Genomic DNA, 13,217 nt, shown 5'->3' with positions numbered 1-13,217 from the left:
AGGATCCGGGGTTTTCTTTTGCGTCTGCCGCGCTCAGGCTGCTTCAGTTGAAGCGGCCTGCTGCGTGGGCCAGCATCGTATAGACCTTGCCGGTGTCGGAGGTCAGGTAAGACTGGGTGATCGACTTGTCGCGATCGGTCCGGGCGACATCCGCCAGCAGCTTCTCGAAATCGGCGATGTAGCGATCGACGGCGATGCGGAATTCCGGTTCGCGGTCGTACTTGCGCTTGATCTCGTCGAAGGTCTGCTGGCCTTTCAGCGTGTAGAGGCGACGGGTGAAGATGTCGCGTTCGCCGCGCTGGTAACGGCGCCACAGGTCGACCGAAGCGTCGTGATCGATGGCGCGGGCGATGTCGACCGACAGCGAGTTCAGCGATTCGACCATATGGCGCGGATTGCGGTTGTCGCTTTGGCGATTGATTGCCGCTGCTTCAGGTGCCGGACGGCTTGGGGCAGGGGCCGGTGCCGGACGTGCTGCCACGGGCTCAGCCGCCGGCTCTTCACGTGATGCGCCACGCAAGAGGTCGCTGATCCAGCCGCCGCCTTCAGTGCGGCTCGGTGCCGGGGCCGAATAGCCTTCCGTCGTGCCGAGGCTGCCGCGCAGGGTGTAATCGGCTGCCGGACGGGCCGGCTGCGGAGCCGGTGCCACAGGTGCCGGCGCAGGGGCGGCACGGCGGGGCTGTTCGACCTGTGCTTCGGCCAGACGGCGGGCGACCGGCTCGGAAATCTCAAGCGTCTGGCTGGTGCGGCCGACGAGTTGCGAGATGTCCTGCAGCGCCTTGATCTGCTCGGACACGGCGCGGCGCATGGCGGCAGCACTTTCCTTGGCTTCTTCCGGAAGATCGAAGGCACCGCGCTTCAGCTCGTTGCGGGTGAGATCGAGCTCCTTGCGGATGTCGTTTGCGGAACGGCGAATCTCGTCCGTTGCACCGGAGAAGCGGTTGACGGCTTCCTCGACGGCGCCTTGCATGGCCTGCTTGAGGGCGGCAGCGGCACCTTCAGACTTGCGGCCGGCTTCGCCGAGCAGTCGGTCGATGTCGGAAAGCGAAACCGCGAGACCACCCCGCAGCCGGCTTGCCAGCTCGCCCGAACGCTTCTCGGCTTCCGTGAGGGTCTTGTCGATAGACTGGCGGGCTTCTTCCTCGGCGGACAGGAGCGCATTGCGCATGTTTGTCGCGGTGATCTGGGCCTTCTTCTCCGTTTCGCCGAGTACCTGTCCGATGTCTGCAAAGGATGCCTGCACGCTGTCGCGCATGTTTGCCGCGGTCGACTGGGCACGCTTTTCCGTCTCGCCAAGGATCTGGCCGATATCGGTAAAGGATGCCTGAACGCTCTGCCGCAAGTTCCCGGCCATTTGGCCAGAGCGCTGCTCCGCACGGTCGAAGGCAGTCTCGACCATCTTGCCGAGGTTCTGCATAGTGATTTCGATCTCTTCCGATCGCTTCACCAGGCCGACTGACAGGTCACGCAGGGCCTGCTGACGCTCCTCAAGCGTGCCGACGAGGTTCGACTGGGCAGCCGACAGCAGTTCGGAGGCCTTGCCCAGTACCTTTGTGTGGTCGCCGAAGCGGCTGACGATCGAGGAAACCTGCTGAAGCGTCTCGCCGGAGATTGCGGTCAGGCGACCAAGCTTGTCGTCCAGCAGGCGGTTCGATGTCGACAACATGTCGGTTGCCTGGGTCGCGGTCTCGGTGAAGCGCGATGCGGTGGAACCGAGGCGGCTGTCGAGGGCGCCGATACTTTCGAGCGCCTGCTCGATAACGGAGGAGATCCCCGAATTGCTCTCGCCAAGCCGTTCGATCAGCTGCGAAGCGCTCGCTGCAAGGTTCTGCTCGGCGGCACCGAGATGGGCAACAGCACGTTCCGTGCGCTCGCTGATCGCGCCGACCAAAGCCGCATTTTCCGCGCGCAGACGCTCCGCGCTCTCCGCTGCAGCGGCAGTGATCTGCTCGGCTGCGACGCGGCCGGTTTCTGCATAGGAAGCGACGACCGGTGCTGCCTTCTCGTCGATGAGGCGCGAGAGTTCCGCCGAGCGGCTCGACAGCATCGAGTTCAGTTCGCGGGTGCGATCGTCAAGGACGGAGCGGATGGAGTTGCCGCGGGCCTCCAGTGCCTTCTCCACCGCGTTCATGGTGACTGCCAATTCCTGGGTATTTCCGGAGATGGCATCGCGGATCGCAGCGGCCCGCTGCTCCAGCGTCGAACTCACTTCGGAGAGCGTGCCGGACAGAGTGTCGTTGACGTTGGAGATCGCGCCGGACAAGGTGGTGTTGGCATCGGCGATTGTGGCCGACAGGGTGGCATTGGCCTGCGAAATCGTGCCGCTGATATTGGCGACCTGGGCATGGACCAGAGCATCTGCATCAGAGATCCGGCTGGCGAGTTCCGCCGAACGTTGCTCCAGTGTGCGGTTCATCTGAGAGCTCCGTTCGTCGATCTGACCGACGAAACTGGTACTGGTTTCGCTCAGGCGCTCCAGAGAGCGCTGGGCTTCCGCATCGATATCACGGGCGGCGTCAGCCACCGCGCCGCGCAGCGCAGTGGCGAGGCCTGCGGCCTTGCCCTCAATGGTCCGGTTGACGTTTTCGAGGCCGACGCTCAGCGCCCGGTCCATCGTCGAAAGGCGTTCATCGATCAGAGCGGTGCGGCTGTCGAAGGTTTCGGCAACCCGGTTCGTGCCTTCGTCGAGTGCCTGAGCCACGCGCATGGAGGCCTCGTCACCGACGCGCTCGATGGTCGAGACTTTTTCATCGAGGCGGGCTGCAAACTTCTCGCCGGCATCGTTGACGCGGGCGTCCACGCCATCGAGGCCGTTGCGCAAGCGGTCCTCAAGGGTGCCGAGGCTCTGTTCGATGCGGGTGCTGGTCTCATCCAGGCGCATGGTCATGCCGCTGACCGATTGCTCGACCGTTCCGGAGAAGTCCTGCGCCGAGCGGGTGATGTCGCCGGCTGCGTCGCGGATCTGTTCGGTGAGGGCACCGGCCGTTCCCCGTAGACGGTCATCCAGCGCGCGGCTGCTTTCCTCGATTGCCTTTCGCAGGCTCTCTTCGTGATCTTCGAGGCTCATTTCCAGCATGCCGGCGCTGGCAGCGAGTGATGTGCCGAGCGAGGTCGCGTGTTCGGTCAGCGTCGTTTCGAGCGAGTGCTGCGCTTCGCCGAGGCTGAGGGAAATTGCCTGTGTGCGATCGTCCAGGGTGGAGCGGATCCGCTCATGGGTGTCGACGAGGCGGGTGTCGATTTCGCGTACGCCGCTGTTTACCGTGTCGGCGATCTTGGCGACGTTCTCGCCGAGCGTGTCAGCAAGCGCGCCGGTCGCGTCATCGAGCGTCATGCGCAGACGCTCTGCAGTGCCGCCAAGCTTGCCGTCGATGTCATTGATGCCGGAGGTCAGGGATGCGGCGATCGTGCCGGAGGTGGCGCCGAGGGTTTCTGCAAGGTTGCGCGTCGCATCGTCGAGGTTGGTGCGCAGGCGCTCCGCGGTTTCGGCAAGCTTGCCGTCGATGTCGGTAACGCCGGCGTTCAACGAGGCCGCGATGGTGCCGGAGGCGGCGCCCAGGGCCCGTTCGATATCCGTAGACGCATCTTCGAGGGTCGAAGCGAGATAGGATGTATGGCCGGCAAGCGACATCTCCAGGCGTTCCTGGTTGTCGCCATAGGCCGTTCGGATGGCCTCTGCCTTTTCCGAGAAGGCCAGATCGATGCGCCGATCGGCATCGGCTACGGTGTCAATGATGGCGGAGGCGCGCTGGCTCAGGGTTTCGTCGATCCGACGCTGGCTGTCATTCAGCGTTTCGGCGAGATCCTGGCTGCGCGCCGTCAGCGTCAGGTCGAGTTCAAGGCTCTTGGTGTTGAGCCTGTCGATCAGGTCGTCGCTCTTGGCGTCGAGGATCGAGGCGATGCCGCCGACCTTCTGGTCGAGCGTTTCGGCAAAACGGTCCTGATTATTTTCGAGGGCATTGACGATGTGTTCGGCGCGGCTGGAAAGCGTCTGCTCGAAGCGCGACTGATGGTCGGTGAGGGCGCCGTAGAGAGAGCCGGAACGCTCCTCCATGACCTGGTCGATGCGCTTCTGTGCTGCATCCAGGCTTTCGGTGAGGGCAGCGGCGCGGGCCGACATTGCGTCGGCGATCTCCTGCGCGCGACCTGCGAGCGCGTCGTCGAGGATTTCCTGACCGGAGCTCAGGGTAACTGCCAGCGACAGCGAGTTGTCGGTGAGGGTCGAGCCGAGACGGTCGATGCTCGAAGTCAGGATGCCGTTGATTGCATCGGAGCCGCCGTTGACGGTCTCGTTGATGCGGGCGAGGCTTTCCATCAACTTGCTGTCGAGGGTGCCGGCACGCTGATCGAAGGCGCTGGCGAATTCCGCCACACGGGTGTCGAAGGTCGAGTTGATCTGGCCGATCGTGGTCTGGAAGCGGTCTTCGAAGAGGCCGGAACGCAGGTCGAGATCGACGATTGCATCGTCGGCGCTTGCCTGCAGGCTCTGGCGGAAATGACGGCTGCGCTCTTCCAGCGACGTGTTGAGGCGCGACAGGACGTCATCGAGCGACGAGCTGATGGCGGTCTCGCCGCCCTTCAGGCTCTCCGCGATGTCGCGGGTCCGTTCGACCAGCGTTTCGTTGAGCTGGCGGGCACGCTCGTTCAAGGCCGCGTTCAGCTTCTCCGTGTTCGCGTCGAGGGTCGAGGCACGGGTTTCGAACTCGCCGAGCAATTCGCGGCCACGCTGATTAAGTGTCGAGGTCAGCGTCTTCAGCTGCGAATCGAATTCGGTGGAAAGCGAGATGCCGGAGGCCGCCAGCGTCTGGACCATTGTGTCGGTCTTGTGCGCGAGAAGCGAGCCGAGTGCGGTGACCGCCGCGTCGGATTTCTCCATCAATGTTGCGGCACGTGTGTCGATCATTGAGGCGAAGGCTTCGCCCGAGGTCTGCAGGCGCACGGAGATTTCCTCCGTCGCCAGCGACAGCTCTTCCTTCAGCTGCTCGTGGGCACCCACGATGGACGAGCGGATGCGCTCTGCATGGTTGACGATCGCGTCGCGCTCGGAGCCCAGTTCGTGGACGAGGCCGCGGACACGCAGTTCATTGTCGGTGTAGCTGCGTTCGAGTGCGGTGACTTCGGAATGAACGAGCGTTTCTAGTTCAGTGGCGCGGGCGATGGTGCGCTCAATGCCTTCGTTCATCGCGGAGACTTCGCGGCGCACGGCCTGACCGACGGTCATGATGCGCTCGGAGGCGATGGTTTCAGGTTCTGCCAGCCGCAGGGCGACTTCTGCCATCGAGCGCGCCGCATTGCGCAGGTCGTGGGCGCGCGCCATCATGATAGCGAAGGCGAAGAACAGCATGATCGGGAGGAAGGTCCCGACAAAGATCGCGACGACGCCCGGCATGGCGACGATGTCGGCCACCGAAGGCGCCTGCCAGATGGCGCTGCCATAGAGCAGTTGCGCCAGACCGATCGCGCCGAAGACCCAGAGAGCGGAGATAATCGACGCGTTGCGAAGCGCCGACTTGAGCGACGTCGCTTCGAGCGACTTCAACATGGCGGAAGGCGCACGGCGCGAACCGTCATTGGCGGGTGCGAGGTTCGGCGAACGCGGCTGCGGCGGCGCGGGTTCCGGACCGAGTTCGGCGGTGCGGGCCGAGCGACGGTCGATCGGCTTCTTGGGTGCTGGGCGCTGCGTGTTGTCCGACAAAGGGGCCTCCGGTCCGCGCGTCTGCGACCGGGCCTTCGGAGCCACGGGCGCTTCCTCACCGTCGAAATCGATACTCAGGGCCGCCTCGAGTGCCTGAAACGCGTTTTCGTCAATCGAGTCGGACTTCTTGTTCGCCATCGGGTTACGCCTCGTTACAACTTACGCTCGGAAGGCTGAAAACAATGGGATGGCCGCCTGCCATGCCGCTCTTTCGGATGCCTGCCGTACAATCACATTCCGCATGTCGCCACGCCACGCGGAGCGCGTTCTCAAAAATGGGCAGTTCGCTTTCACCCTCGGGCGAACCTTGCCCCAGCTTCTAGCACTGACTTGCCTGGGGGCAAAGTTTCGAAACCTCGGCACAATCAGCCGTATCGTACTGACACATTTGCCTGTCCGATACAATTAACGCGGCCGCCACGCCTTGAAGAGTGCTGTCATTGTTAACAGTATTTAAACCTCGGTTTAGGCGTAAAAGCTAATTTTTGCGGGGGTTTAAATTTCGTTAACCATGATGCGAGCTTTTTCAGGGCAGAATTCGGCGGCTTAACGAGATTGCCACGTTCGGTGGTCAGGGTCTGCCTGTCAAATAACAAGAAAAGAAGGTCCTTTGGCATGGCTGCAGCATTCAACGTCGCGTTCGACGCCCCCGAGAGCCGGCAGGCTCGCACCCCCTCCAAGGATCGGCCGATCGATCTGGTCCACCTGGCAACCCAGACCAAGGGCGACAAGGCGGTGGAGATCGAGATCCTGCAGATGTTTGCTCGCCAGGCGCGCGGTTGTCTCCAGGCGCTTTCGGCCAAGTCCGATAAGGTCGAGATTAAGGCTGCTGCCCAGCGCCTGCGCAATGCCGCCATTTCGGTTGGAGCCCTGCGGGTGGCGAGTTCTGCCGAACTGGTGGACAGCAAGGGCGTCAACAATGACACTCTGGCCTCAGTTGCTAGCGCAGTTCTGGAAGCCGAACATTTCATCCTCAAGCTGGCGCGCTGAGCCTTCAGTCGCGCTTCGCCAGAGCCGGTCGGATACCCGTCCGTGAGTTGACTGGGCTCTAAAATTGCGAGAAGACTTCGCCGATTTTCACATTGGCGAAGTCTGGATACGCACATCATGACAAATATCAGCATCATCGCATTCGACGGCACGCGCTTCGACATCGCGGCACAGGACGGCTCGACGGTCATGGAAAATGCCGTTCGTAACTCCGTTCCCGGCATCGATGCAGAATGCGGCGGTGCGTGTGCCTGTGCCACCTGTCATGTGTATGTCGATGATGCCTGGACGGAAAAGACCGGCCAGCCTTCTGCCATGGAAGAAGACATGCTCGACTTTGCCGTCGACGTTCGTCCGACTTCGCGTCTCTCCTGTCAGATCAAGGTGGGTCCGGCACTCGACGGGCTCATCGTACACGTGCCCGAGCGGCAGGGCTGACACGCTTCTTAACCCCCGAAAAAAAAGCCCCGCCTCCCGGAATCCGGGCGACGGGGCAAGGGGGCGCATCGCCAAAACAGGCGAGGGAGGAAGCACCTGTGGCAACAGGACGCGCCGGGAGAACAGGGAAAAATCGGGAACGCTCAATCAACGTTTTCGATGACACTTATATTTAAGATTTGTATCAAGAGCCACGAGCAGAAATTGCCGGTTATTCACAGGCCGCGCTGCAAGTTTCGGGCAAGCCGTGGCGTTGCAGCCAATGTTGCCTCTCAAAATTGAGTGGTGATTTGCTGCTAATTCTGCGCGTTGCCACTGCGGTGGCGGAGGATGCGCAGCATGCGGTCCTCGAAATTTTGCGACTCAATGCGATCGAACTTCATCTGCGCGGCGTCATGGGCGCGGGTGACTTCATCGGTCACGGCCGTAACCTTATCCTGAAGACGCTCGCAATCCCGCTCCGGACGCAGTTTCATCAGCCGTGCTTCAAGAAGCTTCGCGTGCTGGCGGGCGATCTCGGCGTGGCGCTCCTCATGCCGCTTGATGTCGGCAGAGAGTGCGTCCCAGATCATGGCCATTTCGGCCGAGGCCCGTTTGCGGTTCTTCCAGCGGGGGAGGATGATCTTGGTTTCAAGCTTAACTGTCACGCCTTCGACCGCGCAGCGCGTGCCACGTTTCGTGTAGGTGAGGTCGCCGCCGAAGCGGATCTGGGTGGCGCCGGGATGGCGGTTGCCTGTCGCCTGGGTGAAGGGGCCCTTGCGGGCGAGTTCATCATCGAGGTCGGATGCAGTCGTGCCGCCGATCTGGAAATAGCTGATGGATTTGCGAACGATGGTTTCGGATTGCGCCGCGTTTGGGAAGAGGCCGGTCAGGGCGCCCAGGAGGAGCATCGCCCACAGACGGCTGTATGATGTCATGCTTCTATCCGCGATGTTTCATGTCCGCGATGTTGTGTTCGCCTCGCCCTTGGGGCATAGCCAACGCAGTTGCACTATCGCAGCTTCGCAGATTTCCGTCGAGAGGATAGAACCCAGTTGGCGACCGGCAAACGGACAATTTGGCGTGTGGCCCATGGCCGCAATCTCGAGGTGACGGAACGCGGGGCACTGATGGCGATTATCAACGTGACGCCCGATTCCTTTTCCGATGGTGGATTGCACTTGAGCACGGAAGCGGCCGTTTCTCATGCACTGCAGTGTGTCGAGGACGGCGCGCAGATCCTGGATATCGGCGGGGAATCGACACGGCCTGGCGCCGCACCCGTCAGTGCCGACGAGGAACTGGCGCGAGTGCTTCCGGTGATCCGCGCACTTTCCGGCCGCACCGAGGCGCTGCTGTCGATTGATACCTATCGGGCAAGTACCGCGCTTGCGGCGGTCGAGGCCGGTGCGCATATCATCAACGACGTCCACGGCCTGCAGCGCGAGCCCGAGATCGCTGATATCGCGTCCCGGTTCGGAGCCGGTCTCTGTATCATGCATACGGGACGCGGGCGCGAGAAGCTCGCAGATCCGATCGCGGATCAACGCTGGTTCTTCGCCCGGTCATTGGCGATCGCCGAAGCCGCCGGTGTTGCGCCGGAAACAATCATGCTCGATCCGGGTTTCGGCTTCGCCAAGGAAACGGTGGAGGAGAACATGGCGCTGCTTTCACGCTTCGAGGAACTGCACGATCTCGGGCTGCCACTTCTCGTCGGCACGTCCCGCAAGCGTTTCCTCGGCAGCATCACAGGCCGGGACGCCTCTGAGCGGGATGCTGCAACGGCTGCGACAACCGTGGCGCTGCGATTGAAGGGCGCCTCCGTTTTCCGGGTCCACAATGTCGCGATCAACCGGGACGCACTTGCCATGGCCGATGCTATGCTGGCTGCGCATAAACGCACGGAGACTGCAGGGAGCGCGCAGACATGAGCGGCATTTTCACCATTACCCTGAAAAACTGCGCGTTCTTTGCCCATCACGGCGTTTTTCCCGAGGAGGGCGTGCTCGGCCAGCGCTTTTTCGTCGATGCCGAGTTCGACGTCAACGCGCTTAAGGCTGCCGAGACGGATACGCTTGAGGGAACCGTGCATTACGGCATCGCCTTCGAGATCATCCAGGAGATCGTGACCGGCAGCCGCCGGCAATTGATCGAAGCGCTGGCGCTCGCAATCGCGCGCGGGCTGCTCGATCGTTTTCCCGAAATGCTGCGCTGCCGGATCACCGTGCGCAAGCCCAGTGCCCCGATTGCCGGGATCCTCGACCATGTGCAGGTGAGTGTTGAACAGTTCAGAACGTGATGCGTGGCCGCTCGCCACGCTGGGTCTCGGCGGCAATATCGGCGATCCGCGGGCCGCAATGGCAGATGCGCTGCGGCGTCTTGACAGTCGCGACGACTGTCGGGTGACCGAGGTGTCGCGGCTCTACCGCACACCGCCCTGGGGCAAGACGGATCAGGCCGATTTCTACAATTGCTGTGCGGCCGTGGAGACGCGGCTGGAGCCGCAGGCTTTGCTTGCCGCCTGCCTCGACATCGAGCGGGATATGAAGCGGGTGCGGATCGAGCGCTGGGGGCCGCGCACCATCGATATCGACATTCTCACCTATGGCTCGCTGACAATTGAGGGCGATCATCTGACGATCCCGCATCCGCGCATGACGCAGCGGGCCTTCGTGCTGATGCCGCTTGCCGATTTTGCCGCCGAGATGATCGTTGATGGACGCAGCGTTGCTGACTGGCTGGGCGAGGCTGATGGCGCTGGCATTGCCGTTGCAAACGAAAACCGCGCCTGGTGGCGCGGTTGAACCGTATCGGGGTGTGCAGTTCCGGTGAGACGTGCGGCCGTTATTCGTTGTCCGCAGTCTCGGCCATGGCGGTTGCCTGGCGGTTGAGCTTCAGACCGATGACCGGGATCATGCGATCTTCGACCTTGACCGAGATGGTGATGTTCATCGCGTCGTCCTGCTCAAGGCGGGCGACCATGGCGCCGTTGAGCTTGGCGCGATTGATGCCCATGACGGCGCGATTGCCCGTGATGGTGCCCGAGACGATGTCGAGACCCTTGCCGTCTGCGCCGTCGAGGAACTGGCCCTTGTAGGAGCCGCCATTCTGCGAGATGACCGCTGACATCGGCTGGCTGAAAACGCCGACGCGGCAGGTGCCGTCGAGTTTCAGGCCGGTTTCCTTTCCTTCAGACGGCAGGCCGATCAGATTACAGGTGAACTTGGTGCCCTTGTACTTGCCAGCCACGATCTCGCCCGGGCCCTTCCAGACGCCTGCGACCGATTCGAAAAAGCGCTTGTCACGCGAAGCGGCATCAGCGGCTGCGACCGGCAGCAGCGTCGCGGCAACGAAAATTGCGGCGCAGCGGCCGACTGTCGAGAAGCGGTCAAACATCGATTTACCTTGGTACGAGAAACCAGAAGCCCCGCAAGAACCCTAGCGGAATAATGGTTAATGCATCATTGCCAATAGCCTCAATTGAGACTTTCGACAATTGGCAAACAGCACTCGATGTCGCTGTGTGACTGAAAAGACTCAGGCGGTCCTGCCGTCACTTTTGCCGGTCATGCTTGGTGTCAGGTCGCCGATGAAATCGCCGATTCCGGGGCGTTTACTGGCGTGGAAAGGCAGCGGTCTGCAGAGATCCATGGCGGCGATACCGATGCGCGCCGTCATCAGCCCGTTGATCACGCCTTCGCCGAGGCGGCTCGACAGTCGGGCGGCAAGCCCATGGCCGAGCACCTGTTGCGCCAACCCGTCGCCGATCGCGATCGACCCTGTGACGGCCAGATGGGCAAAGACATCCTTCAGCAGCCGCAGCATGCCGAAGGAGCCGGGCCGGCCTCCGTAAAGCTCGGCCATGGCTCGCACCAGCCGCACCACCTCGAACAGCACATAGGCCAGATCGACCACCGCCCGCGGGCTGACGGCGGTCACGACGGAAACCCTCTTGGACGAGTTGAGGATCAGCGCGCGGGCTTTGATGTCGAGCGGGCCGAGCAATTCGCGTTCGGCAAGATCGATCAGCTGCGGCGCGTCGATGATGTCATCCTCGACCGATTCCAGCGTCTTGCGACCGCGCGCCGTTTCCGGGCGATGGGCAACAAGGCTCGACAGGCGGTTCACGACGGCGGTGGCGTCCTTGCGCTTCATGCTTGATGCCGCAACTTGCGCATCGGTTTTGAGGTTCTGCACCGCGTCCAGCCGATAGAGCCCCGCGACCTCCCGCCCCACGGCGATGATCAGGGCAAGAATTCCGACGGCGAGCACTGCGATTGCCGTGTAGCCGAGCCAGTCGGCACGGGAGAAAAGGTCGCGGATCAGGCGGTCGACCCTGAGGCCGAAGGCGAGCGAGAGCAGGAAGCCGAACGCGCCCATCGCGATCCGGGCAAAGGAAAAGCGGCGCCGGCGCGGAAGGGCGACCGGCAAGGTGTCGACTTCGCTTGCGACGCCGGTGAAAGGATCTCGTTCGTCCGGCACGATCTCTACCTCGCCGGAAAAGCTGCGGGGCGCGCGGCTTGCCGTCTCGCCCTGGCGGCTCTCGATTCGCGTCGGGTCGGGCTCGACGGTGAAGGCTGTCGGTCTGCGGCCCGGGGCGGGTGTGCGGGACGTTTCGTCCTGTCCTGTTCTTTTGGTCATGTGAGGCGGTCCCCCAGCAGAAATTGCAGTGCCCGGTCGAGGCGGATATGCGGCACCGAGAGCGTGATGCCACCCTTCTCGTTGAGATGGGGCGGGCGAAAACGGACGATGCTGAGGTCCGGCAAAGCGGCGGATGCATCGCCCAGGTCGACCGAGCGGAAATAGGCTTCCGGGTCTTGCGGCAGGTCGCCGGGGAATACGGCGGTCTTGCGGTTGCCGTCGAAGGTTTCCGGGCCGATCCGCTCTCCGGCCATGGGCGTGCCCACGATGACGGGCAGGTCATGGCCGTCCTGCTTGACGTTTGCCTCGCGGGTGGCGCGCACGGATGCAAGCGCCATGACCTCAATGCCCGCACCGTTCATGTTAATGCTGCGGATCGCGCGGTTAACGAGGCGACGCGTCAGCGTTTCCAGCCGATCGTGACTTTCATGATGCAGGTGATCCGCCTTGGTGGCGGCGACCAGCACGCGGTCGATGCGTCGGCGCACGAGCGAGGTGAGGAAAGTGTTCGAACCGGCGCGGAAGCAGGCGAGCACTTCCGCCAGTGCCCGCTCCAGATCCTGGACCGCTTCCGGTCCGCGATTGATCGCCTGCAGCGCATCGACAAGGACGATCTGCCGGTCGAGCCGCGCGAAGTGCTCGCGGAAGAAGGGTTTCACCACCACCGACTTGTATGCCTCGAAGCGGCGCTCCATCATCGCCCGGAGCGAGCCTTTGGGTGCCCGTCCTTCAGCGAGTGCGGGAAGCGGGGCGAAGGTGAGGGCAGGAGATCCTTCAAGGTCGCCCGGCATCAGGAAACGGCCGGGCGGCAGGGTGGAGAACGAACGCTCGTCCGACTTGCAGTGACGCAGGTATTCGGTGAAGGCTTCCGCCAGTCGCCGGGCTGTCATCTCGTCTGCGGGCGCCTCCGGGTCTATGGTTTCGGCGAGATCCAGCCAGGGACGGGAGAGTTCAGCGCGGATGCCGGTTCGAGCGAGGGCCGTCGTCGCTTCAGAAAAGCTGCGATAATCCTGACCGAGCAGCGGCAGGTCGAGCAGCCATTCGCCGGGATAATCGACAATGTCGATCGACAGGCGGCCTGGCGAGAGCATGCGGCTCCAGGCGCTGGCGCTGCGGTACTCGATGGTCAGCCGAAGCTCGGAAATGGCACGCGTCGAGTCCGGCCAGATCCTGTCTTCCACCAGCGCGCGGATATGGTCCTCGTACTGGAAGCGCGGCACGGCATCGTCGGGCTGCTCTTGTAGCGACGTTGCCGTGATGCGGCCGGCGCGCAGCGGCTCGAACAGCGGAAGACGGCCGCCATGCAGCAGGTTGTGCACCAGCGACGAGATGAAGACCGTTTTGCCGGCGCGCGACAGGCCCGTGACGCCGAGGCGGATCGTCGGATTGATCAGATGGGCCGCACGGTCCGTCAGGTTGTCGAAGGCGATCGCGGCTTCATCGGTCAGGCTGGTCAGGGAGGGAGGCATTCGGGATC

At 62.9% G+C, this 13,217-nt stretch carries 10 protein-coding genes; 5 read left to right on the top strand and 5 right to left on the bottom strand.

Annotated elements, in window-relative coordinates; all coding sequences use genetic code 11:
* Positions 1 to 43: 43 nt before the first annotated feature.
* Positions 44 to 5,830 carry a hypothetical protein gene (locus tag ASE36_RS09705; RefSeq protein ID WP_062278686.1) on the bottom strand — a complete coding sequence of 1,929 codons (5,787 nt, stop codon included), beginning with the start codon at positions 5,828 to 5,830 and terminating at the stop codon, positions 44 to 46.
* A 477-nt stretch (positions 5,831 to 6,307) separates the two neighbouring features.
* On the opposite strand from ASE36_RS09705, the gene ASE36_RS09700 reads away from it, so the two are divergent.
* Both ASE36_RS09700 and ASE36_RS09695 read left to right on the top strand, forming a co-directional pair.
* On the top strand, positions 6,308 to 6,682 hold the full coding sequence (locus ASE36_RS09700) for a hypothetical protein (RefSeq protein WP_062278684.1): 375 nt from the start codon (positions 6,308 to 6,310) through the stop codon (positions 6,680 to 6,682).
* A gap of 117 nt (positions 6,683 to 6,799) precedes the next feature.
* On the top strand, positions 6,800 to 7,120 hold the full coding sequence (locus ASE36_RS09695; RefSeq protein WP_062278681.1) for a 2Fe-2S iron-sulfur cluster-binding protein: 321 nt from the start codon (positions 6,800 to 6,802) through the stop codon (positions 7,118 to 7,120).
* A gap of 296 nt (positions 7,121 to 7,416) precedes the next feature.
* Here ASE36_RS09695 and ASE36_RS09690 read toward each other — a convergent pair whose 3' ends face one another.
* Entirely contained in the window at positions 7,417 to 8,037 is a 621-nt protein-coding gene (locus ASE36_RS09690; protein WP_062278679.1) for a DUF922 domain-containing Zn-dependent protease, read from the bottom strand.
* Positions 8,038 to 8,229: 192 nt separating this feature from the next.
* On the opposite strand from ASE36_RS09690, the gene folP reads away from it, so the two are divergent.
* The 3 genes from folP to folK are packed head-to-tail and all read left to right on the top strand — an operon-like array spanning position 8,230 to position 9,903.
* A complete protein-coding gene (gene folP / locus ASE36_RS09685) occupies positions 8,230 to 9,030 on the top strand; it encodes a dihydropteroate synthase (protein WP_082511101.1) in 801 nt (266 codons plus the stop codon).
* Positions 9,027 to 9,398, top strand: coding sequence for a dihydroneopterin aldolase (gene folB / locus ASE36_RS09680; protein ID WP_062278674.1), 372 nt, complete (start codon positions 9,027 to 9,029; stop codon positions 9,396 to 9,398). The genes folP and folB overlap by 4 nt, the downstream gene beginning before the upstream one ends.
* Positions 9,379 to 9,903 (top strand): 2-amino-4-hydroxy-6-hydroxymethyldihydropteridine diphosphokinase, encoded by a 525-nt coding sequence (folK, locus tag ASE36_RS09675; protein ID WP_062278672.1) that lies wholly within the window; start codon positions 9,379 to 9,381, stop codon positions 9,901 to 9,903. Before folB ends, folK begins: the two co-directional genes overlap by 20 nt.
* A gap of 40 nt (positions 9,904 to 9,943) precedes the next feature.
* On the opposite strand, the gene ASE36_RS09670 is transcribed toward folK, so the two are convergent.
* The 3 genes from ASE36_RS09670 to ASE36_RS09660 form a co-directional block, all read right to left on the bottom strand.
* A complete protein-coding gene (locus tag ASE36_RS09670) occupies positions 9,944 to 10,495 on the bottom strand; it encodes a hypothetical protein (RefSeq protein ID WP_062278670.1) in 552 nt (183 codons plus the stop codon).
* A 141-nt stretch (positions 10,496 to 10,636) separates the two neighbouring features.
* Positions 10,637 to 11,740, bottom strand: a complete 1,104-nt coding sequence (locus tag ASE36_RS09665) for a YcjF family protein (RefSeq protein WP_062278668.1) — start codon at positions 11,738 to 11,740, stop codon at positions 10,637 to 10,639.
* Positions 11,737 to 13,209 (bottom strand): YcjX family protein, encoded by a 1,473-nt coding sequence (locus ASE36_RS09660; protein ID WP_062278666.1) that lies wholly within the window; start codon positions 13,207 to 13,209, stop codon positions 11,737 to 11,739. The genes ASE36_RS09665 and ASE36_RS09660 overlap by 4 nt, the downstream gene beginning before the upstream one ends.
* Between the last annotated feature and the right edge of the window lie 8 nt (positions 13,210 to 13,217).

It is taken from the genome of Rhizobium sp. Root274 (assembly GCF_001429245.1).
In the GTDB taxonomy this organism is placed as follows: Bacteria; Pseudomonadota; Alphaproteobacteria; order Rhizobiales; family Rhizobiaceae; genus Allorhizobium.
Note: the sequence above shows the minus strand (reverse complement) of the source record. Positions and strands in the feature narration are given on the sequence as shown.